The following is a 25,104-nucleotide window of genomic DNA, read 5'->3' as shown; positions in this document are numbered from 1 at the left end:
CGTTTCATTGGAGTCACAGGTCATTGAAGTCACAGGGCACTCGGAGTCACAGGGCATCGGAGCCACAGGGCCCCGGGCCGCGGCCCTCAGACCCGCTCGGGCTGGAGCGCCGCCGCCTGCCGCACCTCCGCCTGGGGCCGCCGCAGGACGACGAGCGCGACCGCGAAGGCGGAGATCAGCAGGGCGAGGGAGACCGTGAAGGCCAGGCGGTAGCCGCCGGTCAGCGCGACCGCCTCGCTCGCCCCGCCCGCCAGCAGCCCCTGCGTACGGGTGGCGGCAAGCGTGGACAGCAGCGCGACACCGACGGCCATCCCGACCTGCTGAGTCGTGTTGAAGAACCCCGAGACCAGGCCGGCGTCGTCGGAACGGGCACCCGACATGCCGAGCGTGGTCAGCGCCGGAAGCACCAGGCCCCCGCCCATGATGAGCACCATCACGGGGAGCAGGTCGGTCACGTAGCGGGCGTCGACGGGGACGCGGGTGAGCCAGGCCATCGCGCCGATCAGGAGCGCCAGACCGCCCAGCAGCACGGCGCGCGCGCCGAAGCGGGTGCTCAGCCGCGGGGACACGAACAGCGACACCCCCGCGATGGCCAGCGCAGCCGGGAGCATGGCCAGGCCGGTGCCGAGCGCCCCATAGCCGAGCACCTGCTGCATGAACAGCGCCACCATGATCTGGAAGGCGAACATCGCGCCCAGCGTCAGGACCTGCACCAGGTTGGCCCCGGCGACGGCGCGCGAGCGGAGGATCCGCAGCGGCATGAGCGGGGTGCGGGCGGTCGCCTGGCGGACGAGGAACGCGGCCAGCAGCGCGAGCGACACCGCGCCGAACCACAGGGAGCGCGGGCCGAACCGCTCGATCTGGACCACGGCGTAGATGCCCAGCATCAGACCGGCGGTGACCAGCAGGGCGCCCAAGGCGTCCGCGCCCGCCGACAGGCCGAGCCCTCGGTCGGCCGGCAGCGCCCGGACCGCCAGCGCGATCGTGACCACGCCGATCGGCACGTTGACGAGGAAGATGTAGTTCCAGCCCAGCGCGTCGGTGAGGACTCCGCCGAGCACCTGGCCCAGCGACGCCCCCGCGGCGCCGGTGAAGCTGAACACGCCGATGGCCTTCGCCCGCTCCCCCGCGTCGGTGAAGGTCGTCACCAGGATGCCGAGCACGACCGCCGAGGCCATGGCGCTGCCGACGCCCTGCAGGAACCGGGCGCCGATCAGCATCCCCGGCCCGGTGGCGGCTCCGGCCAGCAGGGACGCGGCGGCGAAGACGGCGTTGCCCGCCAGGAACATGGCCCGGCGGCCGACCAGGTCACCCAGCCGGCCCGCCAGCAGGAGCAGGCCGCCGTACGCGATGAGGTAGGCGTTGACGGTCCAGCTCAGTTCGGCGGGCGCGAAGCCGAGGTCCCGCTGGATGGCGGGCATGGCCACGGTCACGATGCTGCCGTCGAGGACCGTCATCAGCATCGTGGCGGACAGCACGCCCAGCACGAGCCGACGGGATCGGGATATGCGCGACAAGGGGTCGCCTCCTGTTCGTGGGGAACAGGATCGACCGTAGCAGATAGTTTTGTTGTAGACGATCCCCTACGGACCAATCAGGCGCGCTGACGCGCCCGCCGGACCGGCCGCGGCGCCTCCACCGGAATGTCCAGATGCCCGGTGACCAGGCGGTTCAGCGCACGGACGAGCACCTCCGCCTCCTCCTCCGGCAGCGACCCGAGAGCGGCTCGGTGGACCCCGTCGACGATCTCCTGGCTCCGCTTCGCCATCTCCGCGCCCTTCTCGGTGACCGCGACGATCCGGGCGCGCCGGTCCGTGCTGGACGGGCGCCGCTCGGCGAGGCCGGCCTTCTCCAGGGCGTCGAGGGTGACCACCATCGTGGTCTTGTCCATGTCGCCGAGCTCGGCGAGCTGGATCTGCGTACGCTCCTCCTCCAGCGCGTGGACGAGCACGCAGTGCATGCGCGCCGTCAGGCCGATCTCGGCGAGGGCCGCCGCCATCCGCGTACGCAGCACGTGGCTGGTGTGATCGAGCAGGAAGGACAGATCGGGCTCGTTACGCGAGGGCGCCATGGCTGTCATACACCCAGGCTACCAATTCGTCCGTTTGCGGATTATCTCCAAAGGTCACAGCATCCGAAGGGCGGCCTCGATCGACGCCCGACCCGCCGGGACGAGCGGGAGCCGTACGGCGGCGGTGGGAATCCGGCCCTGGGCGTGCAGGACACCCTTCAGGACGGTCGGGTTGGGCTCGGCGAACATGGCCGCCGACATGAGCGACAGCCGGTGACCGAGAGAGCGGGCATGCTCGACCTCCCCGGCCTGCCAGGCCCGCACAAGTTCCACGAAATCACCGGTACGCAGGTGGGCGGAGGCGAGGATGCCGCCGGACGCGCCCAGGGCGAGCAGCGCGGACAGGAACGGGTCGTCCCCGGCGAGCACCGCGAAATCGGCCGGCGGGTCGGCGAGCAGGGCGATCGTGTCGAGGTCGACGCCGCCGACCGCGTGCTTGACCCCGGCCACCATGGGCAGCTCCCCCAGCCGGCGCAGCGTGCCCGCGCCCACGGACTGCCCGGTCCGGTACGGGATGTTGTAGACGACCAGCGGCACCGGGGTCTGCTCGGCCAGCGCGGCGAAGTGGGCGAGCACGCCCGCCTCGGACGGCCGGACGAACGCCGGGACCGTCACCAGCGCCGCGTCCGCCTCCCCCTTGAGGGCGCGCAGCGCCTCGGCCGTGCTCCGCGTGTCGGCCGACCCCGCGCCGACCGTGAGCGTGGCGCCCCGTTCGCGGCAGACCCGGCCGCAGATCTCGATCACCGCGCGCCGTTCCTCCTCGGCCAACGTGGCGACCTCCGCCGTGGTACCGAGCGCGACGAGCCCGGACGCGCCGTCGTCGAGCACGCCGTGCGCCAGGGCTTCGAGCGCGTCGGCCGCGATCTCACCGTCCTCGGCGAACGGAGTGATCAAGGGGACGTGAACACCGGAAAGAGTCATGCCACGATCCTTCCGGCGAGCAACCGTGTAGGTCCAGTTCGCATTTCTGTCGAGACCGTTAAGCTGAACTGATGCTCGATTGCCACCGACCCCGCCCGCTCTGATGCTCGATGTCCGCAGGCTCCGCCTGCTTCGTGAACTCGCCCACCGGGGCACGATCGCGGCGGTGGCCGAGGCGCTGACGTTCACCCCCTCGGCCGTCTCCCAGCAGCTCGCCGCGCTGGAACGCGAAGCGGGGGTCGCCCTGCTGGAGCGCACGGGACGGCGGGTCGCCCTCACCCCCGCCGGAGTGGCGCTGGTGCGGCACGCGGAGGCCGTGCTCGAACGACTGGAGCAGGCGGCGGCGGAACTCGCCGCGGCCAGGAGCGATCCGTCCGGAACCGATCTGGCCGGGATCCTACGGATCGGCGCCTTTCCCACCGCGACCCGCGCGATCCTGCCCGCGGCCCTGGCGGCGCTCGCGCGGAGCCACCCCGGCCTGGATCCGATGGTGGACGAGGTCGATCCCGCCGAGGTCGCGCCCCGGCTGCGCGCCGGCGAGCTCGACGTCGCCCTGGTCCACGAGTACGACTTCGTCCCGGCCGAGCCCGACCTCGCCCTGGACGCCGTCCCCCTCCTCGACGAGTTCATGTACCTGGCCACCCCGCACGCCGTCGGCGGCGAGGGCGACGCGGCCACGCTTCTCGCCTGCCGCGAAGCGCCCTGGATCGCCTCCACTCCCGGCACCCTGTGCCACGCGATGACCGTGCGGGCCTGCCAGGCGGCCGGGTTCTCCCCCCGCGTACGTCACCACATCGACGACTTCGCCACCGTCCTGGCCATGGTCGCCGTCGGGCAGGGCGTGGCGCTCGTGCCGGAGCTGGGAGCCGCCGATCCGCCCCGAGGCGTCACGCTGACCGCGCTGTCCATGCGCCGCCGCACCCGCGTCGCCTTCCGCAGGGGCGCCGGCGGTCACCCCGCCGTCGTCGCCCTGATCGCGGCCCTGCGTTCCGCCGTCCGATAGGAGCCAGAAGACCGGCCGTCCGATAGGAGTCAGAAGACCGGGATGATGTCCTCCGGGTCGATGACGTCGACCTCCACGCCGTCGATGTCGAGCTCGGGGATCGCGGGAAACTCGATGCCCCACCGCTCGACGATCGCGCGTACCCGGGCCATGGCCAGCCGCCAGTTGTCGGCCTGCTCCTCGTACGACAGCACGCCGAGGCCGCCCTCGCGCGCGTGGTCCATCAGCACCCGGTGGTTGTGCAGGAAGTACGGCGGGAGCTCCCAGAAACCCTCCGGCGGCTCCCACAGGATCATCGACAGGAACACGAACCCGGCACGCAACTGGCGCGTGATCAGCCCGCGCACGTCGTCGGTGAGCCCCGGCCACTCGTTCTCCAGGATCGTCATGCAGATCTGGAGGTGGCGCGACTCGTCCCGGCCGATCTTGTGGAACATGTCCGAGAACAGGGGGTGCTCGGTGCCCGAGGCCATCCCGCGAAACAGCGTCGAGGCCGCCATCTCCCCCATCATGAAGCTCGTGAACAGCACGGCGAGCGAATACTTGCCCACGGCCGCGTTGTAGCCGTTCCAGTAGCGCCCGCCGTTGTGGTAGAGCCAGCCGATGTTGTTGTGCGCCGCCCGCTCCAGGTCGGTGGAGGGCTGCCAGTCCAGCGGGCCGCCGGGCCACAGCCGCGCGATCGCCCGCTGGCAGCACTCCTCGTGGTTCATCTCGTCACGGGTGATCGAGAAGAAGCACTTGCGTACGGGATCCTCCTCGTGCTTCTCGAACGCCTGGATCGTGGCGCGGGCGAAGACGGCGGGGCCGGAGGCGTCGAAGTTGGCCAGCACCGAGAACCAGTACATGATCCCCAGCCGCTGCTCGGCCGTGAACTCGCCGGGATCGAGCAGGTTCCACGGCAGGTCGGCGGGGTTCCAGACCATGCGCTTGGACTTCTCGTAGATCGCCGCGAGCTTCCCGGTCTCCACCCGCCACTCCATCGGGTAGATGTTGGGCTGCGGGATCTCGGGAGCCGGCCAGAAACCGCCCTCGGGAACCACGACGTCCGACATCGTCTCACCATCCCCGCACCTGTGACTCACATCACCATGTAACAGCGTCAGCCTCATCCTGCGCCGCACCGTCATACCAATCAAGTGCCCACACCGCTCAAGCGCCCACACCTCGCCGTCCGCGACTGCCCTGCGTGACCGCGACGCACACCAGCACGGCGGCGGCCGCCACGATCGTCGCGACGCCGATCTCCTCGTCCAGCAGCAGCCAGGCCCACACCAGGGTGAGCAGCGGCTGCGCGAGCTGGATCTGCCCGGCCCGCGCGATCCCGCCCATCGCGAGCCCGGCGTACCACGGGATGAACCCCAGGAACATCGACACCAGCGCGACGTACGCGAACCCGGCGAGCGACACGGCCGAAGGCTCCACGGGTGTGGTGACCGCCAGCACGACCGTCACGGGCACGGTGAGCGGGGCCGCCAGCACCAGCGCGTACGAGATGACCCGCCAGCCGGGCGTCTCCCGCGCCAGGCGCCCGCCCTCGGTGTAGCCGACGGCGGCCGACAGCAGGGCGAGCACGAGGAGCACGTCCGCCCCGGCGAAACGACCGGTCCCCCGGGTCAGGGTGAACACGGTGATCGACAACGCGCCCGCCGCGCAGGCCGCCCAGAACAGGGGCCGCGGCCGCTCCCCCGCCCGGAGCACCGCGAACGCGGCCGTGGCGGCCGGGAGCAGGCCGATGACGACGGCGGAGTGGGCCGTGCTCGCGCCGCCGTCGAGGGCCAGGCCGCTGAACAGCGGGAAGCCGACGACCACGCCCAGCACGATCATCGCGTAGGACCGCAGGTGGGCGCGGGGCGGCAGGAGCGGCGCACCTGCGGCCTTGAGGCAGATCACGGCGGCGAGCGCCGCGATGGCCGCGCGCCCGATCGCGACGAGGTACGGATCGAACCCCCGCATCGCGAACACGGTCGCGGGAAACGACCCCGAGAACGACAGCACGCCCACGCCGGCCAGGAGGCTGCCCCGCCACGCGGAACGGCGAGGGGAGTCCGCTATCGAGAGGATGTCGATAGCGCTATTGTCAATTTTCATGAATGACGATAGCAGTATCGCCCGTCTCGCCGCGATCCTGAGGGAGGAGACGGAACGGGCGCGGCCGGGCGAGCGGCTGCCGCCGAGCAGGGAGATCATGCGCCGCCACGGCGTGGGCCCGGTGACGGTCTCGCGGGCGATCGCGCAGCTCGCGGCGGAGGGGCGGGTCGTCACCCGGCCCGGCGCGGGGGTGTTCGTGGCCCCGGCCCGGCGGCCGGTCGCGGAGGCGCCCGACCTGTCTTGGCAGACCGTCGCCCTGGGCGACCGGGTGGTGGACGACTCGGCGACCGCGAGCCTGCTGGCCCAGCCCGCCGACGGCGTCGTGCCGCTCACCGGCGGCTACCTCAACCCCGAGCTGCGCCCGGTCAGGGCTCTGGCCGCGGCGGCCGCGCGAGCCGTACGCCGTCCGGAGGCGTGGAGCATTCCTCCGCTGAACGGCCTGCCGGAGCTGCGCCGCTGGTTCGCCACCGAGGTCGGCGGCGCGGTGACGCAGAACGACGTGCTCGTCGTGAGCGGCGGTCAGTCGGCGCTCACCCTCGCGTTCCGCGCACTGGCGGCCCCCGGCTCGCCGGTCCTCGTCGAGACCCCCACCTACCCGGGAGCGCTCGCGGCGGCCAAGGCCGCCGGACTGCGCGCGAGCGCGGTGCCCCTCGACCGGGACGGCGTACGGCCCGACCTGCTGGCGGAGGCGTTCGCGATGACGGGGGCGCGGGTGTTCTACTGCCAGCCGACGCTGCACAACCCCACCGGGGCGACGCTGACCCGCGAGCGCAGGGAACAGGTGCTGGCCGTGGCCCGGGCCGCGGGGGCGTTCGTGATCGAGGACGACTACGCGCGATACCTGGCCACAGGCGCGGTCCCGCCGCCCATGGTGAGCGTGGACGCCCACGGCACGGTGGTCCACGTCCTGTCGCTGAGCAAGATCACCTCACCGAGCCTACGGGTGGCCGGCCTGATCGCGCGGGGCCCGGCCGCGCACCGGCTGCGGGCCTGCCAGGTGGTGGAGTCGTTCTTCGTCGCCCGGCCCCTGCAGGAGACGGCGGTCGAGTTCGTCGGCTCCCCCGCCTGGCGGCGCCACCTCGGCACCGTCCGCCAGGAGATCGGCGTACGGCAGGCCGCGCTGCTGGCCGGGCTCGCCCGTCACGCGCCCGCCGCCGAAGTGCATCTGGTGCCCGCCGGCGGCCTGCACGTCTGGGTGCGGCTCCCGCCCGGCACCGACGAGGCGGAGGTGGTCGAGGCGGCACAGGCACAGGGCGTGCTGGTGAGCCCGGGGCGCATCTACTACCCCTCCGAGCCGCCGGGTCCGCGGCTCCGACTGACCCACACGGCCGCGACGGGCCTGCCCGAGCTCGACGAGGGCGTCCGCCGCCTCGGCCCGATTCTCGCCCCACCCGCCCGAACGCCCGGCTAGTCACACCAGCCCCGGCAGACAACCTCCGCCCCGCCTGAGCCGTCTCTTCTCTGTCGCCCTATCGCCCCCCCTTCACAGAGGAGACACCGTGCGCGTCCGATTCATGTCGATCGCGTCATGCGCCGTGCTCGCGTCGGCCGGCCCGCTCGCCGCTCCGATCGCCGCTCCGATCGCCGCTCCCTTCACCGCCGGGGCCGCCTCCGCCCGGGCACCGGCCTCGACCGGCTGCTACCGCCAGGCCGGGGACCACTGGGAATGCGTCACGCCCGGCGCGTTCTGCCCGGCGGCGGCCCACGGCAGGGACGGGTACTCGGAGGACGGGGACCACTACCGGTGCGCGCAGGACGGCTCGGCCTGGCGGTGGAAGCCGGCCGGCTCCTCCGGAGGCCCCACCCAACAGCCCACCCCCAAGCCGACGCCGAAGGCCACCCCGACCGCCAAGCCGACGGGGCCGAAGTGCTCCCAGAAGTACCTGCCGCTGCCGGACCCGAAGTGCCAGCCGGGGGCGCGCAACCCCGCGGTCACCCAGAAGTCGATCAAATCGACAATCTGCACGGCCGGTTATGGCAGGAAGGTCGCACCCCCGGCGAGCTACACGCAGGCCCTGCGTGTGACGCAGATCGCCCAGTACGGCTACGCGGACAGGAAGCCCTCGCACTACAAGGAGGACCACCTCATCCCGCTGTCCCTCGGCGGATCGCCGAAGAGCGCGAAGAACCTGTGGCCCCAGCCGATGCTGGCCGGCACGGGGAAGACCCCGGCCGCCAAGGACGCGGTCGAGCTCACCCTGTGGCGGGCGGTCTGCCGGGGCGAGGTGCCGCTCGCCAAGGCGCAGCAGGCGATCGCCAAGAACTGGCGAACCGCCGTGCGACGGCTGGGCCTTTGAGCTCAGTGGCGCTCGCGGCCGGACCGGGGCTCTTCTCCGCGCTCTCCACGCTCTCCGCGGCGATCGGCCCGCGACAGACGCTCGCGGCGCTCGCTGTTGCGCAGGGCCAGATAGGCCAGGTAGCTGACACGCATGAGATCCTCCTCGGAATGACCGACACCAGTGAAACGCTTACGTAGGTGTTGTTATTCCGCGACCTCCGACTGTCGTACAGTGGTCACGAGGGGTGATCGATCATGACGGGCCCGGCGGAGCTGCTCCGCGACTTCGTGAACACCTACGACGTCGAGGGAGACGCCGACGAGCTGGCCTCGCCGGCCGAGCTGTCCGTCTGGCTGCGCGAACGGGGGCTGATCGGCGGCGACGACCGTGCCGCCGACGAGGATCTCGCCGTGGCGACCCAGCTGCGCGAAGGGCTGCGGACCGCGCTGCGCGGCAACCACGACGGGGGTTCGTACGAGGTGCCGGAAGGGCTGGACGCCGCGCTGGCGGGGCTGCCGGTGCGGGTGACGCTCTCCGCGGGCACGCCGGTCCTGGAGCCGGCGGTGCCCGGAGTGGCGGGCGGGCTCGCGCGGCTCGCGGCGCTGATCCCGGCCGCCCACGCCGACGGCACCTGGCCGCGGCTGAAGGTGTGCGCCGAGAGCACCTGTCAATGGGCGTTCATCGACTCCTCGAAAAACCGGTCTCGCTCCTGGTGCTCCATGCGCGTCTGCGGAAACCGCACAAAAACCCGGGCATATCGGGCACGACGCCAGGCGGAAGGTACGCCGAGGCCCTCCTGACCAGTACGGTGTTACAGGCTAAGAAAGGAGCCCGCCGAATGGGTGTTAGAGCTGCCCGCCTCGAGGACGTCGACGCGGTGACCAGCACCCAGATCCGGGCGTGGAAGGCTGTCTATCGCGACTTCCTGCCACCGATCCCGCTGGAGCAGATGACCGGGCCGGCGGCGGAGAAGATGTGGCGCCGCCAGTGGGAGGAGGCGATCCTCTCCCCGCCCTCGCCGCGTCACCGCCTGCTCGTCGCCGTCGAGCGAGTGGTGCCCGACACCGACGCGTTCACCGCGCTCGGGCCCGGTGGCATCCTGGCGACCGCGGCGCAGCGCGCCTCCGACCGGGTCGTGGGGCTGGCCTCGCACGGACCCGCCGAGGACCCGGATCTCCATCCCGCCACGACGGCCGAGCTGATGACGTTGCTCGTCGATCCCAACCACATCAGGCGCGGACACGGCAGCAGACTGCTCAACGCCACGGTGGACCACCTGCGCGAGGACGGCTACAGCACGGTGGTCACCTGGGTCTTCGCCGACAACCACCCGATGCTGGGCTTCCTCGAGTCGGCCGGATGGGGCGAGGACGAGGCCGAGCGCGTCCTCGACATGGGCCGCCCGATCAGGATGATCCGCCTCACCACCGACATCAGCTGAGAGCTCGACGCGGAGACGGTCGTCCTGACCACGGCCATCCGCAGAGCGCGCCCGCGCCGCACTGCGAACCCGCACCGGACCACGTTCACCCCTCCCCTTCCTGCCCGTCCGCAGGGCGTTCCGCCCCCCGGCGGCGTCGCGTCCGCCAACCCCGCCGTCAAGGGATGACGGGGGATTGGCCAGACTAGGTACGCCTTCACCGGCTACGCACAGGTAGGAAAAGGGAGTCACGTGGCCACCCCAGCTCAATGGTTAGCGGGCGCACGCCCCCGTACGCTGCCCGCCGCCGTCGTCCCGGTCGCCGTCGGCACCGGAGCCGCCGTCGCGGAGGGCGGCGCGGTCTGGTGGCGAGCGGCGCTCGCGCTGTTCGTCGCCCTGGCGCTGCAGGTCGGGGTCAACTACGCCAACGACTACAGCGACGGCGTGAAGGGCACCGACAAGGACCGGGTGGGACCGCTGCGGCTGGTCGGCTCGGGCGTCGCTCCCCCGAAGCAGGTGCTCGCCGCCGCTCTCGGCTGCTTCCTCGCCGCCGCGGTGGCCGGTCTCGTCCTGGTGGTGGCCACCCGCGCCTGGTGGCTGCTGCTCGTCGGCCTCGCCTCCATCCTGGCCGCGTGGTTCTACACCGGGGGCTCCCGCCCGTACGGCTACCGCGCGCTCGGGGAGATCTCGGTCTTCGTGTTCTTCGGCCTCGTGGCCGTCGCGGGGACGACGTACGTCCAGGTGGAGCGGCTGACCTGGCTCTCGCTGGCCGCGGCCGTGCCCGTGGGGCTGCTCGCCTGCGCGCTCCTCGTGGTCAACAACCTGCGCGACATCGTGACCGACGGCCCCTCCGGCAAGCGCACGCTGGCCGTGGTGCTGGGTGACGCCCGCACACGCCTGGCCTACTCGGCGACCCTGGTGCTGCCCTTCGTGTGCGCGCTCGCCCTGGTGCCGGTCAGGCCCTTCGCCGCGCTGACCGTGCTGGCGCTCCCCCTCGTGGTGGCCCCGATCAGGACGGTCCGCTCCGGCGCGACCGGCCCCGCGCTCATCGCGACGCTCCAGCAGACCGGCCGCCTGCAACTCGTCTTCGGCGCCCTGTTCACCCTCGGTCTCGCCCTGTTCTGACCCTCCGGGGCGCCGGCGGGGCACCTGTGCAGGAGCATCCGTACGTGAGCGGCCGTCGGACCACGAGGCAGCATGACCAGATTGTTTCTCATATGTGATGGAACGATCTAAATTCTGGATCATCTTCGGAAAAGGGGGGATTGGAGAGGCACACGTGGAGCCTGCGGAGCTATCCGTACAGTTAGTCCATCTGGTGACGTACTGGCGAGAGTGGCGGCCGTTGTCCCGGGACGGCGGTGAGGCCCAGGACGAAATAGTCAGGAAGCGACTCGAATCCAGCGTCGACAACGAGCCCATGGTGTGGCTCGCGAAAGCCCGAAGGGCCTGCTCGAAAAGGACAAATGGCTTACCGGCGGTAAGGCTCTGGATGAACTCGGCAAAGGCAACAAGGACGCCGACCAGGCGATCCGGGAGATCGAGGCCGGTTACCTGGACGTGGCGGACGATTTCCCCTGGTACCACGTCCTGATCCATCCCAAGCACCAGGTGGGAACGTTCCAGCAGATAAAGGGCACTCAGAAGCCATGGATTCTGTTCGACATCCAGTTCCGGAACCGCTGGAGCTCTCGAATCCTGGTGGTCGGGGTCAGTTTCTGGGCCGGTGATCCCGCCTGGGCACCGGTCAAGGCTCTCGGCTGGTCGTCGCTGCCCGAGAACGGCGGCAAGACCTGGCACGAGTGGTTCCTGGCCTACGAGCGGCAGGCGTGGCATCTGGAGGTCTGGCGGGAACACGCCATGATCTACCAGCACACCGCGCGTACGTTGAGCGCGCTGTGGGACGGAGCGGCCTCCCATCTGCCGATTTGGCGCTGGCTGAGGCTGAACCGCGCGCACCGGGCCGTGGAACTCATCCACCTGACACTGCTCCAGGGCATGGCCGACCGCGCCGACGTGGCCAGTCACGTCGACGAGCGGGTGAGCCGGATCGAACGACTGGAGCACCTGGCCGACGAGCAGTTCGCCGAGACGCTCGGCTGGGCCGGCCGTGGGCTGCGCGAGGCGCTGGACGACGCGAGTCATTTCACGACTCTCAGGCGACTCGGGACGCGTACCCGCGACCTTGCGGACCGGGCCACGGAGCAGTACAAGAACCTGCTCGAAGCGATGGCGCACGCCTTCGACGAGCGCCGCGTCCGGGAGCTGGAGGTGCTGCAGCGGGCGGGATTCTGGCTCAGCGCGGCCCTGGGCGCCTTCGCGGTGCTGACGTTCATGGACTTCTTCATGAACGTCGATCAGTGGAACGTCACCGAGGTCTTCATGGAGACCACGAAGGGCAGATCCACCGGACTCAAGCCGCACACCTGGGCGATCCTCGCGGTACTGGGCGCGGGTGTCATGGGCTCCTGGGCGTACTCCGTCTGGCTGCGGCGCATGGGGTCGGCCTGGTTCCACCGCACGTTCCGCATGCTGGAGCGGTATCTGACCCTGTCGTCCACGCGGGAACTGGAACTGCTTCGCACCGGGATCACGGTCCCCGCGCTGTGGAGGTGGCCGACGACCACCTGGCGGCTGTCGTCCGTCCGCGGCCTGAGGCGGATGCGTCTCGACGCCGCGGCGTCGAGGGAGAAGAACCCGCAGGAGCACGACCACGACCAGGCGGGCGAGATCTGGCAGCAGCGTGACCAGGAACTGGCCGGCCGCTTCGCCCGGCTCTGGGACGCGGCGGCGCTCGCGGCGGAGCGTGGTTCGTGGCGCAGGCCACGGGTGCCGTATCAGGTCGAATGGAACCGATGGTGGGCCTGGCTCGCCGCGCCGTGGGTGGCGATCTGGGGCCAGTGGTGGACAAGCCGCGACCTCGCCCGGCAGCGCCGGCACATCGAGGCGCTGATCGTGCGGACGCTACTGCTGGCGGAGCGGACGCCGATGCTGCGCAGGTACCCGTTGCCGCGGCTGGCGCTCCTGCACCGGCACTGCGGGCGGTTGCCCTTCAACTGGTTCGGACACTTCGACGGGGTGTCGAGGACGGAGCTGAGGCTGGTGTTCCTGGCGGCCAGGCTCCCGATCGAGAAGGCGGACGAGATCGACAGGAAGGCGATGGAACGGATCGCCTACACCAAGGCCCTGCTCGCCGGCCGCGCCGGGGAGCAGACCGGGAAGCAGGACAGGAAAATCGTCACCGCCCGGGACCTGCTCGACTTGATCGACGACGAGCTGGCCTCCCCGCGTGGTCTCGTGTCCGGGGCGAGGAAGGTATGACCGCGGCCCTCAGCCAACGGCCCCTCGGTCAACGGTTCAGTCCGCCGCGTTCGCGGGTGATCGCGCAGCGGCGTCGATCGCCGCCACCGCGGCGGTCACCTCCTCCGGCCGGTAGTCCCAGCCCGGCACTCGAAGGTCGCCGTAGTAGGCGCGCATCCGCGCGGAGTAGCCGGTCACGGCCTCCTCGATCGGCTCGGCCAGGCAGCGCCGCAGCGCCTGATACGCCCAGGCCGGCGACAGGGGCGCGACGACCACGGCGCCGCAGGCGGTGTTCTGTTCGTCGAAGCGGTCACCCCGGAACTCCACCCGCCAGCCCGGCCAGCGTGCGTCCGCGCCGCGCGGGGCTTCGTACCCCCACACCGTGACCTGCCTGCCGGACGGGTCGACGTGCACTGCGGTGAGCGGTACCGGCACCGGGAACCGCCCCGGAGGCAGCGCCGCGGGTAGCTGGTGGAGGAGCTCGGGTCCGCGGGCGAGCAATGAGTTCAGCGGAGGCCGGCCTACCGCGTGCACGGTGACGGCCCCGCCCGCCCGTCCGACGCTGACCAGGTGGGCAGATACAGCGTCGAGACACGATACGGCGTCCACGTTCCGCCGGAGACCACGACGAACTGCCCTGGATGACCCATGCCCACGACCATGACTTTCGCGCGAAGACGTCAGGTTCTGACCTGCTCCCACCTGCGGATCGCACCGCCGACCGGCGCCGCCCTCGAAGGCTTCCGGCACGCCGCGACGAGGTCGTCGAAACGGCCGCCCGGCCCGTCCCCTCGACGACAGGCCGGGCGGCGCGGCCGCTCCGGGCGCGCTACAGGTCGAGAAGGCGCTCCAGGCCCACGGTGAGGCCGTCGAGTTCCGGCACGCGGCGTACGCCCAGCAGGACGCCCGGCGTGAACGACGCCCGGCTCATCGTGTCGTGCCGGATCGTGAGGGTCTCCCCCTCGCCGCCGAGAATGACCTCCTGGTGGGCGATCAGCCCGGCGAGCCGTACGGCGTGCACGTGGACGTCGCCCACCGTCGCGCCCCGGGCGCCGTCGAGGGCGGTGGTCGTCGCGTCGGGAGAGGGACCGAGCCCCGCCTCGTGCCGCGCCTTCGCCACCAGCTCCGCCGTACGGCGGGCGGTGCCGGAGGGGGCGTCGGCCTTGTGCGGGTGGTGCAGCTCGACGATCTCGACCGACTCGAAGTGCCTGGCCGCCTGCGCGGCGAAGTGCATCATCAGCACGGCGGCGATGCCGAAGTTGGGGGCGATCAGCGCGTTGGTCCCCGGGTTGGCGGCCAGCCAGCCCCGCACGGTCTCCAGCCGTCCGGCGTCGAAGCCCGTCGTGCCCACGACCGTATGGATCCCGTGGGAGATGCACCACTCGAGGTTGCCCATGACGACGTCGGGGTGGGTGAAGTCCACCACCACCTCGGCGCCGGTCAGGGCGTCGAGCGGGTCGTCCTTGTCGACCTCCGCCACGAGCTCCAGGTCGTCGGCCGCCTCGACGGCCTTGCACACTTCCACACCCACGCGCCCTCGGGCGCCAAGAACACCGACCTTAATCACGCGCCCAAGGCTATACGTGACGGCCGGAGCCGGGACGGCGAGGAGCGGGCCGGCGCGTCCGTCGCCGCGACGGCGGGAGGCGCCGCCGCGGCGAGAGCCGTGACGGGCGTGCGCGTGGCCGGGCCGCGACGAGCGGGCGGCCCGCATGCCGCGGGGACGCGAGAGGCCGCGCGACGCACGACGGCGCCGGCGCGGCCTCCAGCGGCACGGTCAGGCGATGGCGAAGCCGAAGTCCTTGTCGGAGTAGGGCCCGATCACCGCGAGCGTCAGCGGCCGGTTGAGGATGTCCTCGGCGATCGCGGCGATCTCTTCGGGGGTGACCCCCTCGATCCGCGCGAGCACCTCGTCGACCGTCATGAGGCGCTCGTACACGAGCTCGCTCTTGCCGATCCTGGACATGCGCGATCCGGTGTCCTCCAGGCCGAGAACCAGTCCGCCGCGCATCTGGCCCTTGCCGCGGGCGATCTCCTCGGAGGAGATGCCCTCGGCCACGACCCTGGCCACCTCGTCGCGGCAGATCTTGAGCACGTCGTCCACCTTCGAGGGCAGGCAGCCCACGTAGATGCCGAACTGCCCGGTGTCGGCGTACTGGGAGGTGTAGCTGTAGGCGCTGTAGGCCAGGCCACGCTTCTCCCGGATCTCCTGGAACAGGCGCGACGACATGCCGCCGCCGAGCGCCGCGTTCAGGACGCCGAGGGCGAAGCGCCGGTCGTCGTTGCGGTCGACGGCGGTCATGCCCAGCACCAGGTTGGCCTGCTCGGTGGGCCGGTCGAGCACCCGGACACCGCTGCGGACGTCCACGCCGGGACCGCCGAGACGCGGGGGCGCGGGCGCGGCGGAGCCGCCCAGGGCGCCCGCCCGCTCGTACGCCGCCGCGACCAGCGCGACCACCCGCTCGTGGTCGATGTTGCCCGCCACCGACACGACCGTGCGAGGCGGGACGTAGAACCGCTGGTAGTACTCGTGGATGCGGTCACGGGTGAGCGCGTTGATCGACTCCTCGTTGCCGAGGATCGGGCGGCCCACCGGCGTGTCGCCGTACAGCTCGGCGGAGAACTGCTCGTGCACCACGTCCGAGGGATCGTCGTCGTGCATGGCGATCTCCTCCAGGATCACGCCGCGCTCCGACTCCACGTCCTCCTCGGTGATCAGCGAGGAGGTCACCACGTCGGCGAGCACGTCGATCGCCAGCGGCAGGTCCTCGTCGAGCACCCGGGCGTAGTAGCAGGTGTACTCCTTGGCGGTGAACGCGTTGATCTCACCGCCGATGCCCTCGATGGACGCCGAGATCTCCATGGCGTCGCGCGTGGGCGTGCCCTTGAAGAGCAGGTGCTCCAGGAAGTGGGTGGCCCCCATGTGCTCGGGGGCCTCGTCACGCGAACCGATGCCCACCCACAGGCCGACCGCCACGCTGCGCACGGTCGGCATCGTCTCGGTCACGACCCGGAGGCCGCCGGGAAGGACGGTGCGGCGGATGACCCCCGCACCGTCCTTGCCCGGGAACAGCGTCTCGGTCGTCACGAGTTGCGCTCGTCACGTCCGCCACGGGTGCGGCTGCGGCTGCGGCGCGGCGTCCGCGGCTGCTCCTCCTCCGCCGCCGGAGCGTCGGCGGCCTCGGCCGGAGCGGGCGGAGCCTCGCCGTTCTCGGCCGCGGCCTCCTTCTCGGCGGCCTCCTTCTCGACCACCTCGACCGGCACCAGGGAGAGCTTGCCGCGCGAGTCGATCTCGGCGATCTCCACCTGGATCTTCTCGCCGACGTTCATGACGTCCTCGACGTTCTCGATCCGCCGGCCGCCGTGCAGCTTGCGGATCTGCGAGACGTGCAGCAGGCCGTCCTTGCCCGGCAGCAGCGAGACGAACGCGCCGAAGGCGGCGATCTTGACGACCGTGCCCAGGTAACGCTCGCCGACCTCCGGCATGTGCGGGTTCGCGATGCCGTTGATCAGCGTACGGGCGGCCTCGGCGGACGGGCCGTCGGTGGCGCCGATGTAGATCGTGCCGTCGTCCTCGATGGTGATCTCGGCGCCCGTGTCGTCCTGGATCTGGTTGATCATCTTGCCCTTGGGGCCGATGACCTCGCCGATCTTGTCGACCGGCACCTTGATCGTGATGATGCGCGGCGCGGTCGGGTTCATCTCCGCCGGAGAGTCGATGGCCTCCTGCATCACGTCGAGGATCGCCAGCCGGGCGCCGCGCGCCTGCTTCAGCGCGGCGGCGAGCACGTGGGCCGGGATGCCGTCCAGCTTGGTGTCGAGCTGGAGCGCGGTGATCAGGTCCTTGGTGCCGGCGACCTTGAAGTCCATGTCGCCCATCGCGTCCTCGGCGCCGAGGATGTCGGTCAGCGTGACGTAGGTGTCACCCTCGCCGATGAGGCCCATCGCGATGCCGGCGACCATCTCCTTGAGCGGCACGCCCGCGTCGAGCAGGGCCATCGTGGAGGCGCAGACCGACCCCATGGAGGTCGAGCCGTTCGACCCGAGCGCCTCCGACACCTGCCGGATGGCGTACGGGAACTCCTCGCGCGACGGCAGCACCGGGATCAGCGCCCGCTCGGCCAGCGCGCCGTGGCCGATCTCGCGGCGCTTCGGCGAGCCCACGCGGCCCGTCTCGCCGGTGGAGTACGGCGGGAAGTTGTAGTTGTGCATGTAGCGCTTGGTCCGCTCAGGGTTGAGCGTGTCGATCATCTGCTCCATGCGCAGCATGTTCAGCGTCGTGATGCCGAGGATCTGCGTCTCACCCCGCTCGAACAGGGCCGACCCGTGCACCCGCGGCACCACGTGGACCTCGGCGTTGAGCTGCCGGATGTCCTTCGGGCCACGGCCGTCGATGCGGACGCCCTCGCTGATGACGCGCTCGCGCATCAGCTTCTTGGTGAGCGACCGGAACGCGGCGCCGATCTCCTTCTCGCGGCCCTCGAAGTCCGGCAGCAGCTTCTCGGCCGCCAGCAGCTTGACGCGGTCGATCTCAAGCTCGCGCTCCTGCTTGCCGGCGATCGTCAGCGCGGAGGCGAGCTCGCTCTTGACGGCGGCGGCCACGGCCTCCAGGGCGTCGTCCTGGTAGTCGAGGAAGATCGGGTACTCGGCGGTCGGCTTGGCCGCGACCTCGGCCAGCTTCGACTGCGCCTCGCAGAGCACCTTGATGAACGGCTTGGCGGCCTCCAGGCCCTGGGCCACGGCCTCCTCGGTCGGGGCCACCGCGCCCTCGGCGACCAGCTTGAGCGTGTCGCGGGTCGACTCGGCCTCGACCATCATGATCGCGACGTCGCCGTCGGCCAGGACGCGCCCGGCGACGACCATGTCGAACGTGGCGCGCTCGAGCTCGGTGTGGGTCGGGAACGCCACCCACTGGCCGTCGATCAGCGCGACGCGGACGCCACCGATCGGGCCGGAGAACGGCAGCCCGGCGAGCTGCGTGGACATGCTCGCGGCGTTGATCGCGATCACGTCGTACAGGTGCTCGGGGTGCAGGGCCATGACCGTCGCGACGATCTGGATCTCGTTGCGCAGGCCCTTCACGAACGACGGGCGCAGCGGCCGGTCGATGAGGCGGCAGGTGAGGATCGCGTCCTCGGACGGCCTGCCCTCCCGGCGGAAGAACGAGCCGGGAATGCGGCCGGCCGCGTACATCCGCTCCTCGACGTCGACCGTGAGCGGGAAGAAGTCCAGGTTCTCCTTGGGATGCTTCGACGCGGTGGTCGCGGACAGGATCATCGTCTCGTCGTCCAGGTACGCGACGGCGCTTCCCGCCGCCTGCCGGGCGAGCCGCCCGGTCTCGAACCTGATCGTGCGCGTGCCGAAGGGACCGTTGTCGATGACGGCCTCTGTGCTGTGGACACCCTCCACGGGGGACCTCCTCTTTCGGGTCGGTCTCCCGCGTCCTCGGTTGCCGGGCTCCCCGTTCAGGTGCAGTGCCGGTCTTCGATCGAAGCGCCCGGTCCGTACAAACGGCTGTCGCCGTGCCGACCGGGGGCCACTACCGAGGACCGGCCCTCTCACGCCGCGGGATCGCGCTGCGGCTTGCTTGCGGACGCGGGGCAGTTGGTCTCGGCTATTCAGTTGTTCACTCAGGCCATTGTGGCCCGTTATGGAAAAGGAGCGGCGAAGAATCGCCGCTCCTTCCTCACCTTATCGGCGAAGGCCCAGCCGCTCAATGAGGGAGCGGTAACGGGTGATGTCCTTGGCCTGCAGGTACTTCAGCAGCCGGCGACGGCGGCCCACCAGCAGAAGCAGACCACGACGGCTGTGGTGGTCGTGCTTGTGCGTCTTCAGGTGCTCGGTGAGGTCGCTGATCCGCTTGCTCAGAAGCGCGATCTGGACCTCCGGCGACCCGGTGTCACCCTCGCTGGTGCCGTACTCGCCGATGATGGACTTGGTGGTAGCGGCGTCAAGCGACACTGCTTCTCCGTTCTGGTGAAATGGCACGCGCAACGTTTCCCAGCCCGCGAACGACCGTGCGTGCCTACAGTCGCCGTGACAGGACAGCCGGGTGGCTAACGCCACCTGAACATGGCTGACATACAATCCTACCAGCCCGTAGGACACACCGCGTCACGCCGGCCCTTCAGGACGTGAGCTCCCGGGCCCGGGCCACGTCGGCGTGCATCTGCTCGATCAGCGCCTCGATCGAGTCGAACCGCAGCGTGTCGCGCAGCCGCTCGCCGAAGTCCACCGCCACGTGCGCGCCGTACAGGTCCAGGTCGTCGCGGTCCAGCGCGTACGCCTCGACCGTGCGCTCCACTCCGTCGAACGTGGGGTTGGTCCCGATCGAGATCGCGGCCGGCCAGCGCTCTCCCTCGTACGGCGAGGGGCTCTGCACGCACTGCAGCCACCCGGCGTAGACGCCCTCGGCGGGGATTGCCGTGTGCTGCGGCGACTCGACGTTGGCGGTGGGGAAGCCGAGCGCCCGGCCGCGCTGGTGACCGCGGACCACCACGCCCTCCACCCGGTGCGGGCGGTCCAGCAGGGCGGCCGCGCCCGCGACGTCGCCGGTGGCCAGCCGCTCCCGGATCAACGTGGAGGAGATGGCGTCGCCGTCGCTGACCAGAGGCACTCCCTCGGCCGTGAAGTCGTATTTCTCCCCCAGCGTCCGCAGCGTCTCCAGATCGCCCGACGCCTTGTGGCCGAAGCGGAAGTTCTCCCCCACCACGACCCCCGCGGCGTGCAGCCGGTCGACCAGAGCCGTCTGGACGAACTCGTCCGGCGACATCCGGGAGAACTCCAGCGTGAACGGCAGCACGCACACCGCGTCCACGCCGAGCGCGAAGAGCAGCTCGGCCCGGCGGGCGGTGGTGGTGAGCCGCGGCGGGTGGCTCCCGGGCCGTACGACCTCGTCGGGGTGCGGGTCGAAGGTGACGGCCACGGCCGGCAGCCCCAGATCGCGGGCCATGTCCACCGCGCGGGCCACCATCCGCTGGTGACCGAGATGCACGCCGTCGAACACACCGATCGTGACGACGGACCTGCCCCAGTCCTGGGGGACCTCGTCCAGCCCGTGCCAGCTCTGCACCTCGACCTCGCTTCTGTGTTCATCTGCCGCGTCTCCGGCACGGCGCCTGAGTCGCCTCGCGTGGGAAGCGCGCAGTAGACAAGACTGCCATGCCCCAGGGGGTGCCGGGGAACCAGGGTGCCGGGGAACCAGCCCCGGCGTCAGGAGGCGAAGACGACCAGGGGCCGGGCCGTCCCGCCGCGCTCCTCGGCGAGCGCGAGCAGCGCTCCGTCCGGCCCGAAGACGCCGATCGGGCCGGGCCCGAGCCCCGCCGCGCGCAGCCTGCCGCCGTGCGCGACCAGCCGCGCCTCGTCCTCGCCCACGTCCCTGCGGGGGAAGGCCGCCGCCACCGCGTCGGCCATGGGCATGATCACGCACTCCCGGGCGAGGTCCTCGATCGTGCGGGCCGCCTCGATGCCGTACGGCCCGACCCGGGTGCGGCGCAGCCGGGTGAGGTGGCCGCCGACGCCGAGCGACGCGCCGAGGTCGCGAGCCAGCGCCCGGATGTAGGTGCCGCTGGAGCAGGTGATCACGGCGTCCAGGTCCACCGTCTCCGGGGTCCGCCTGATCTCCCCGGCCTCGAACGCGTGGATCGTGACCGGCCGGGCGGCCAGCTCGACCTCCTCGCCGGCGCGGGCCCGCTTGTAGGCCCGCTGACCGTCCACCTTGATGGCGCTCACCTGCGGCGGGACCTGCATGATCTCGCCGGTGAGCGCGGCGACGCCCTTGCGCACCTGCTCGTCGGTCACGTGCCCCGCCGGGGTGGTGGCGATCACCTCGCCCTCGGCGTCGTCGGTGTTCGTCGTCACGCCGAGGCGGATCGTCGCCTCGTAGACCTTCTCGGTCAGCGCGAGGTGTCCGAGGAGGCGGGTCGCCTTCTCCACCCCGATCACCAGCACGCCGGTGGCCATCGGGTCGAGCGTGCCCGCGTGGCCGACCTTGCGGGTGCCCGCGACGCCGCGCATCTTGCCCACCACGTCGTGCGACGTCCAGTCGGACGGCTTGTCCACGATGATCAGACCGCTCGGCGGAGGAGTTCTTCTGGGCTGTGTCCTTCTTGGCTGGGCCGGGCTCACGGCCGGCTCCCTTCCGGGGCGAGGTGGGGACGCAGGGCGGCCAGCGTGTCCGCCGCCGACAGCGCCGAGGAGAATCCGGCGGCACGCGGGTGGCCGCCGCCGCCGAGCGCGGCGCAGGCCCGCGCCACGTCCACCGCGCCCTTCGATCGGGTCGAGACGTTCCAGCCGCCCTCGTCGTCCTCCTTGAGGACGACCGCGACCTCCGCCTCGTCGACCCGGCGCACGACGTCGATCATGCCTTCCACCTCGTCGTACGGCAGGCCCTCCGCGGCGCGGTCGGCGCGGCTCACGTAGGTCCACACCAGCCCGAGGCCGCCCGCGGCGTCCGGCTCCAGAGCGGCCCGCCCGAGCGCCGTGCCGAGCACCCGCAGGTACGCGAACGGCGAGCGGTCCCACAGCTCCCTGGCGATCTCCTCAGGGCGCAGTCCCGTGGCCAGCAACCGCCCGGCCATGGCGTGGGCGGCCGGAGTGGTGATGGAGTGCCGGAAGGAGCCGGTGTCGGTCACCAGGCCGGCGTACAGGCAGGTGGCGACCTCCCGGTCCACCGTGAGCCCGAGCCGGCGGATGAGCTCCTCGACGACCATCGTGGTCGAGGCCGCCGTGGGGTCCACGAGGTGGACCGTCCCGAAGCGGGTGTTCGACACGTGGTGGTCGATCACGACGAGTTCGCCGGCCTTGCCCGCGTGGGGCGCGAGCAGGCCCAGCCGCTCCATCGTGGAGGCGTCGAAGGTGACCATCAGGGCGGGCTCGGCGGGGTAGGCCGACGGCTCCGCCAGCAGCCGCTGCCCGGGTAGGAACCGCAGCAGCCGGGGCACCGCGAAGGCCTGATCGCCGAAGGACGCCACGACCTTCTTCCCGGTGCGCGCGAGCGCCAGCCCCAGACCGAGCATCGAGCCGAGGGCGTCCCCGTCCGGGGACACGTGGCAGGCCAGGGCCAGGGAGCCGGCGGCGTCGATCAGATCGGCCGCCCGCCGCCAGTCCGTCTCGCCGATCGCCGTCTCGTCGATCGCGGTCACCGTGCGGGGCGTCCCGCCCGGCCGGAGGGCTCGTCCTCGCCCTCCTCCTCGGCCGCCTCGGCGTCGAGGTCCTCCTCGAAGCGGTAGGGGTCGGCGTCCCCGGCGAACTTCGCGCCCTCCGCCTGGCGGGCGACCTCGGCGTCCTTGGCCTTGGCGAGCGCGAACAGGTCGTCCATGTGACGCGCGTTGTCGGGGAGGGGGTCGTGCACGAACGTGAGACCGGGGGTGTGCCGCAGGCCGGTCTGGCGGCCGACCTCGGACCGGATGATGCCCTTCGCGCTCTCCAGGGCGGCGGCCGTGTCGGCCCGCTCCGCCTCGGAGCCGAACACCGTGTAGTAGACGGTCGCGTCGCTCAGGTCCGCGGTGACCTTCGCGTCGGTCACCGTCACGAACCCCAGCCGCGGATCCTTGATCCGCCGCTCCAGCATCTCCGCGACCACCTGCTGGATGCGGTCGGCCAGCTTTCTGGCACGCGCTGCGTCCATGCTCACGCTCCCTCGTATCTGTACGGCTGACGCGCGGGCCGGGCCGTCTATTCCTCGTGGTCGTTGAAGAGCCGCCGTCGCGCGGACAGCAACTCGATCTCGGGGTGGTAGGCGACCAGGCGTTCGCAGGCGTCCAGCACCTCGTCGCAGTTGGCCGCGGACGCCGACACGACGGCCACGCCGATCTCGGCGCGCCGGTGAAGGTCGAGATGCCCCGCCTCCGCGACGGCGATGGCGGGGTACTTGCGCTGGATCTCGGCGATGAGCGGCCGGACCAGCGAGCGCTTCTGCTTCAGCGAACGGACGTCGCCCAGCAGGATGTCCAGAGTAAGAGCACCGATGAACATGGGTTGTCACCACGTCCCGAACGCCGGGCCGCCGCCCCCGCACGTGGCGGAGGCGGCGGCACGATGCGTCAGACGCGCGGCTTCTCCTGCATCTCGAACGTCTCGATGACGTCGTCGATCTTGATGTCGCTGTAGCCGACACCGATACCGCACTCGAAGCCCTCGCGGACCTCGGTCGCGTCGTCCTTGAAGCGGCGCAGCGACGAGACGGTGAGGTTGTCGGCCACCACGACGCCGTCGCGGATGAGCCGGGCCTTGCTGTTGCGGGTGATCACGCCCGAGCGGACGATCGAACCGGCGACATTGCCGATCTTCGGAACCTTGAAGACCTCGCGGATCTCCGCGGTGCCGGTCCTGACCTCCTCGAACTCCGGCTTGAGCATGCCCTTGAGGGCCGCCTCGATCTCCTCGATCGCCTGGTAGATGACCGAGTAGTACCGGATGTCCACGCCCTCGCGCTCGGCCAGGTCCCGCGCCCGCACCTCGGGCCGGACGTTGAAGCCGATGATGACGGCGTTGTCGTCGCCCATCGCCAGGTTGACGTCGTGCTCGGTGATGGCGCCGACCGCGCGGTGGAGCACCCGCAGGCGCACCTCGTCGCCGACGTCGATCTTGAGCAGCGCGTCCTCCAGGGCCTCGACGGAACCGGAGACGTCACCCTTGATGATGAGCTTGAGCTCGTCGACCTGACCCTTCTCGAGGTCCTTGAACAGCTCCTCGAGAGTGCGGCGGCGGCCGGACTTCGCCATGTCGGCGATCCGCTGCCTGGCCGCCCGCTGCTGGGCGATCTGGCGGGCCATCCGGTCGTCGGTGACGACGATGAAGTTGTCACCGGCGCGCGGGACGGCCGTCAGACCGAGGACCAGGACCGGACGCGACGGGTCGGCCTCTTCGACCGTCTCGCCGTTGTCGTCCAGCATGGCGCGGACGCGGCCGAACGCCTCACCACAGACGATCGAGTCGCCCACCCGGAGCGTGCCGCGCTGTACGAGCACGGTCGCGACCGGGCCGCGGCCCTTGTCGAGGTGCGCCTCGATCGCGAGGCCCTGGGCGTCCATTTCCGGGTTGGCCCGCAGGTCCAGCTCGGCGTCGGCGGTCAGCAGGATGGCCTCGAGCAGGTTGTCGATGCCCAGGCTCTGCTTGGCGGAGATGTCGACGAACAGGGTGGAACCACCGAACTCCTCGGCCACCAGGCCGTACTCGGTGAGCTGGGCCCGCACCTTGGTCGGGTCCGCGCCCTCCTTGTCGATCTTGTTGACCGCCACCACGACCGGGACGTTCGCCGCCTGGGCGTGGTTGAGCGCCTCGATGGTCTGCGGCTTCACACCGTCGTCGGCCGCGACCACCAGCACCGCGATGTCGGTGGCCTGCGCACCGCGGGCACGCATGGCGGTGAACGCCTCGTGACCCGGGGTGTCGATGAAGGTGATCTTCCGCGGCTCACCCTCGTGCGTCGTGCCCACCTGGTAGGCGCCGATGTGCTGGGTGATGCCGCCGGCCTCGCGGGCCACCACGTTGGTGTGGCGGATCGCGTCGAGCAGCTTCGTCTTACCGTGGTCGACGTGACCCATGACGGTCACGACCGGCGGACGCGGCGCGAGGTCGGCCTCGTCGCCCTCGTCCTCGCCGAACTCGATCTTGAAGGACTCGAGGAGCTCGCGGTCCTCCTCCTCCGGGCTGACGACCTGGACGTCGTAGTCCAGTTCGGCGCCGAGCAGCTGCAGGGTCTCCTCGTTGACCGACTGCGTCGCCGTCACCATCTCGCCGAGGTGCAGCATGATCTGCACCAGCGACGCGGGGTTGGCGCCGATCCGGTCGGCGAAGTCCGACAGGGACGCGCCCCGCGGAAGACGGATGGTCTGCCCACCGCCGCGCGGAACCTGCACGCCACCGATCGCCGGGGCCTGCATGTTGTCGAACTCCTGGCGCCTCTGGCGCTTGGACTTGCGGCCACGGGTCGGACGGCCGCCAGGACGCCCGAACGCGCCCGCCGTGCCGCCACCGCGACCACGGCCGCCGCCGCCACCCGGACGGCCGGCGAAGCCGC

The 25,104-nt window shown here is 71.3% G+C and carries 24 protein-coding genes; 7 read left to right on the top strand and 17 right to left on the bottom strand.

The genetic code is table 11. The features are described 5' to 3' along the window. Positions 1-86: 86 nt before the first annotated feature. From AB0J39_RS12165 to AB0J39_RS12155, 3 genes are all read right to left on the bottom strand, one after another. The gene (locus AB0J39_RS12165; protein WP_363463588.1) at positions 87-1,517 is read right to left on the bottom strand and encodes an MFS transporter; all 1,431 of its coding nucleotides are present in this window, start codon (positions 1,515-1,517) and stop codon (positions 87-89) included. A gap of 77 nt (positions 1,518-1,594) precedes the next feature. After that, positions 1,595-2,080: a MarR family winged helix-turn-helix transcriptional regulator gene (locus AB0J39_RS12160; RefSeq protein ID WP_363463586.1), complete on the bottom strand. Its 486-nt coding sequence runs from the start codon at positions 2,078-2,080 to the stop codon at positions 1,595-1,597. A gap of 45 nt (positions 2,081-2,125) precedes the next feature. Further along, positions 2,126-2,992: a 4-hydroxy-tetrahydrodipicolinate synthase gene (locus AB0J39_RS12155; RefSeq protein WP_363463584.1), complete on the bottom strand. Its 867-nt coding sequence runs from the start codon at positions 2,990-2,992 to the stop codon at positions 2,126-2,128. 79 nt (positions 2,993-3,071) lie between these two features. Between AB0J39_RS12155 and AB0J39_RS12150 the strand changes: the two genes are divergently transcribed. Then, complete coding sequence (locus tag AB0J39_RS12150) at positions 3,072-3,995, top strand: LysR family transcriptional regulator (RefSeq protein ID WP_363463582.1); 924 nt, start codon at positions 3,072-3,074, stop codon at positions 3,993-3,995. Between the two features lie 29 nt (positions 3,996-4,024). Here the strand turns inward: AB0J39_RS12150 and AB0J39_RS12145 are convergent, their stop codons facing one another. Both AB0J39_RS12145 and AB0J39_RS12140 read right to left on the bottom strand, forming a co-directional pair. Further along, positions 4,025-5,047, bottom strand: a complete 1,023-nt coding sequence (locus tag AB0J39_RS12145; RefSeq protein WP_346227603.1) for a hypothetical protein — start codon at positions 5,045-5,047, stop codon at positions 4,025-4,027. Positions 5,048-5,144: 97 nt separating this feature from the next. Beyond that, the gene (locus AB0J39_RS12140) at positions 5,145-6,083 is read right to left on the bottom strand and encodes a DMT family transporter (protein ID WP_363463580.1); all 939 of its coding nucleotides are present in this window, start codon (positions 6,081-6,083) and stop codon (positions 5,145-5,147) included. Here AB0J39_RS12140 and AB0J39_RS12135 point away from each other — a divergent pair. Together AB0J39_RS12135 and AB0J39_RS12130 are read left to right on the top strand one after the other, a co-directional pair. Next, the gene (locus tag AB0J39_RS12135; RefSeq protein WP_363463578.1) at positions 6,082-7,494 is read left to right on the top strand and encodes a PLP-dependent aminotransferase family protein; all 1,413 of its coding nucleotides are present in this window, start codon (positions 6,082-6,084) and stop codon (positions 7,492-7,494) included. The two genes, AB0J39_RS12140 and AB0J39_RS12135, sit on opposite strands and share 2 nt — an antisense overlap. Before the next feature lie 88 nt (positions 7,495-7,582). After that, on the top strand, positions 7,583-8,380 hold the full coding sequence (locus AB0J39_RS12130; protein ID WP_363463576.1) for a hypothetical protein: 798 nt from the start codon (positions 7,583-7,585) through the stop codon (positions 8,378-8,380). A 2-nt stretch (positions 8,381-8,382) separates the two neighbouring features. Here AB0J39_RS12130 and AB0J39_RS12125 read toward each other — a convergent pair whose 3' ends face one another. Then, positions 8,383-8,514, bottom strand: a complete 132-nt coding sequence (locus AB0J39_RS12125; protein ID WP_363463575.1) for a hypothetical protein — start codon at positions 8,512-8,514, stop codon at positions 8,383-8,385. A 102-nt stretch (positions 8,515-8,616) separates the two neighbouring features. Between AB0J39_RS12125 and AB0J39_RS12120 the strand changes: the two genes are divergently transcribed. The 4 genes from AB0J39_RS12120 to AB0J39_RS12105 all read left to right on the top strand — a co-directional run bounded on the left by AB0J39_RS12120 (position 8,617) and on the right by AB0J39_RS12105 (position 13,103). After that, entirely contained in the window at positions 8,617-9,162 is a 546-nt protein-coding gene (locus AB0J39_RS12120; RefSeq protein ID WP_363463573.1) for a CGNR zinc finger domain-containing protein, read from the top strand. Positions 9,163-9,200: 38 nt separating this feature from the next. Continuing rightward, a complete protein-coding gene (locus tag AB0J39_RS12115) occupies positions 9,201-9,803 on the top strand; it encodes a GNAT family N-acetyltransferase (protein ID WP_363463571.1) in 603 nt (200 codons plus the stop codon). A gap of 231 nt (positions 9,804-10,034) precedes the next feature. Continuing rightward, on the top strand, positions 10,035-10,907 hold the full coding sequence (locus tag AB0J39_RS12110; protein ID WP_363463569.1) for a 1,4-dihydroxy-2-naphthoate polyprenyltransferase: 873 nt from the start codon (positions 10,035-10,037) through the stop codon (positions 10,905-10,907). Between the two features lie 300 nt (positions 10,908-11,207). Then, positions 11,208-13,103: a hypothetical protein gene (locus AB0J39_RS12105; protein ID WP_363463567.1), complete on the top strand. Its 1,896-nt coding sequence runs from the start codon at positions 11,208-11,210 to the stop codon at positions 13,101-13,103. 36 nt (positions 13,104-13,139) lie between these two features. On the opposite strand, the gene AB0J39_RS12100 is transcribed toward AB0J39_RS12105, so the two are convergent. The 11 genes from AB0J39_RS12100 to infB all read right to left on the bottom strand — a co-directional run. Then, positions 13,140-13,517, bottom strand: coding sequence for a hypothetical protein (locus tag AB0J39_RS12100; RefSeq protein WP_363463565.1), 378 nt, complete (start codon positions 13,515-13,517; stop codon positions 13,140-13,142). Between the two features lie 394 nt (positions 13,518-13,911). Next, positions 13,912-14,649, bottom strand: a complete 738-nt coding sequence (gene dapB, locus AB0J39_RS12095; protein WP_363463563.1) for a 4-hydroxy-tetrahydrodipicolinate reductase — start codon at positions 14,647-14,649, stop codon at positions 13,912-13,914. 210 nt (positions 14,650-14,859) lie between these two features. After that, positions 14,860-16,170 (bottom strand): pitrilysin family protein, encoded by a 1,311-nt coding sequence (locus AB0J39_RS12090; RefSeq protein ID WP_363463561.1) that lies wholly within the window; start codon positions 16,168-16,170, stop codon positions 14,860-14,862. Further along, positions 16,167-18,491: a polyribonucleotide nucleotidyltransferase gene (locus tag AB0J39_RS12085; protein ID WP_363463559.1), complete on the bottom strand. Its 2,325-nt coding sequence runs from the start codon at positions 18,489-18,491 to the stop codon at positions 16,167-16,169. The genes AB0J39_RS12090 and AB0J39_RS12085 overlap by 4 nt, the downstream gene beginning before the upstream one ends. Positions 18,492-18,773: 282 nt before the next feature. Then, a complete protein-coding gene (gene rpsO, locus AB0J39_RS12080) occupies positions 18,774-19,043 on the bottom strand; it encodes a 30S ribosomal protein S15 (RefSeq protein WP_030510715.1) in 270 nt (89 codons plus the stop codon). Positions 19,044-19,209: 166 nt separating this feature from the next. Next, complete coding sequence (locus tag AB0J39_RS12075; protein ID WP_363463557.1) at positions 19,210-20,154, bottom strand: bifunctional riboflavin kinase/FAD synthetase; 945 nt, start codon at positions 20,152-20,154, stop codon at positions 19,210-19,212. A 140-nt stretch (positions 20,155-20,294) separates the two neighbouring features. Then, the gene (gene truB, locus AB0J39_RS12070; protein WP_363463555.1) at positions 20,295-21,209 is read right to left on the bottom strand and encodes a tRNA pseudouridine(55) synthase TruB; all 915 of its coding nucleotides are present in this window, start codon (positions 21,207-21,209) and stop codon (positions 20,295-20,297) included. Next, a complete protein-coding gene (locus tag AB0J39_RS12065) occupies positions 21,206-22,225 on the bottom strand; it encodes a bifunctional oligoribonuclease/PAP phosphatase NrnA (protein WP_363463553.1) in 1,020 nt (339 codons plus the stop codon). The genes truB and AB0J39_RS12065 overlap by 4 nt, the downstream gene beginning before the upstream one ends. Next, positions 22,222-22,710 (bottom strand): 30S ribosome-binding factor RbfA, encoded by a 489-nt coding sequence (gene rbfA / locus AB0J39_RS12060; protein WP_363463551.1) that lies wholly within the window; start codon positions 22,708-22,710, stop codon positions 22,222-22,224. The genes AB0J39_RS12065 and rbfA overlap by 4 nt, the downstream gene beginning before the upstream one ends. 47 nt (positions 22,711-22,757) lie before the next feature. Then, on the bottom strand, positions 22,758-23,057 hold the full coding sequence (locus AB0J39_RS12055) for a DUF503 domain-containing protein (RefSeq protein WP_346227619.1): 300 nt from the start codon (positions 23,055-23,057) through the stop codon (positions 22,758-22,760). 68 nt (positions 23,058-23,125) lie between these two features. Further along, a partial coding sequence (infB, locus tag AB0J39_RS12050) for a translation initiation factor IF-2 (RefSeq protein WP_363463548.1) occupies positions 23,126-25,104 on the bottom strand: 1,979 nt, incomplete at its 5' end.

Source organism: Microbispora sp. NPDC049633 (assembly GCF_040675265.1).
Lineage (GTDB): Bacteria > Actinomycetota > Actinomycetes > Streptosporangiales > Streptosporangiaceae > Microbispora > Microbispora maris.
The sequence above is the reverse complement of the archived record's forward strand: the minus strand, read 5'-3'. Positions and strand labels throughout refer to the sequence as shown.

Bases quoted from the DNA above. Each gene is read 5' to 3' on its own strand.
- AB0J39_RS12160 (WP_363463586.1), bottom strand. From the start codon at position 2,080: ATGACAGCCATGGCGCCCTCGCGTAACGAGCCCGATCTGTCCTTCCTG.
- AB0J39_RS12155 (WP_363463584.1), bottom strand. From the start codon at position 2,992: ATGACTCTTTCCGGTGTTCACGTCCCCTTGATCACTCCGTTCGCCGAG.
- AB0J39_RS12145 (WP_346227603.1), bottom strand. From the start codon at position 5,047: ATGTCGGACGTCGTGGTTCCCGAGGGCGGTTTCTGGCCGGCTCCCGAG.
- AB0J39_RS12135 (WP_363463578.1), top strand. From the start codon at position 6,082: ATGAATGACGATAGCAGTATCGCCCGTCTCGCCGCGATCCTGAGGGAG.
- AB0J39_RS12140 (WP_363463580.1), bottom strand. From the start codon at position 6,083: ATGAAAATTGACAATAGCGCTATCGACATCCTCTCGATAGCGGACTCC.
- AB0J39_RS12125 (WP_363463575.1), bottom strand. From the start codon at position 8,514: ATGCGTGTCAGCTACCTGGCCTATCTGGCCCTGCGCAACAGCGAGCGC.
- AB0J39_RS12120 (WP_363463573.1), top strand. From the start codon at position 8,617: ATGACGGGCCCGGCGGAGCTGCTCCGCGACTTCGTGAACACCTACGAC.
- AB0J39_RS12115 (WP_363463571.1), top strand. From the start codon at position 9,201: ATGGGTGTTAGAGCTGCCCGCCTCGAGGACGTCGACGCGGTGACCAGC.
- rbfA (WP_363463551.1), bottom strand. From the start codon at position 22,710: ATGGACGCAGCGCGTGCCAGAAAGCTGGCCGACCGCATCCAGCAGGTG.
- AB0J39_RS12055 (WP_346227619.1), bottom strand. From the start codon at position 23,057: ATGTTCATCGGTGCTCTTACTCTGGACATCCTGCTGGGCGACGTCCGT.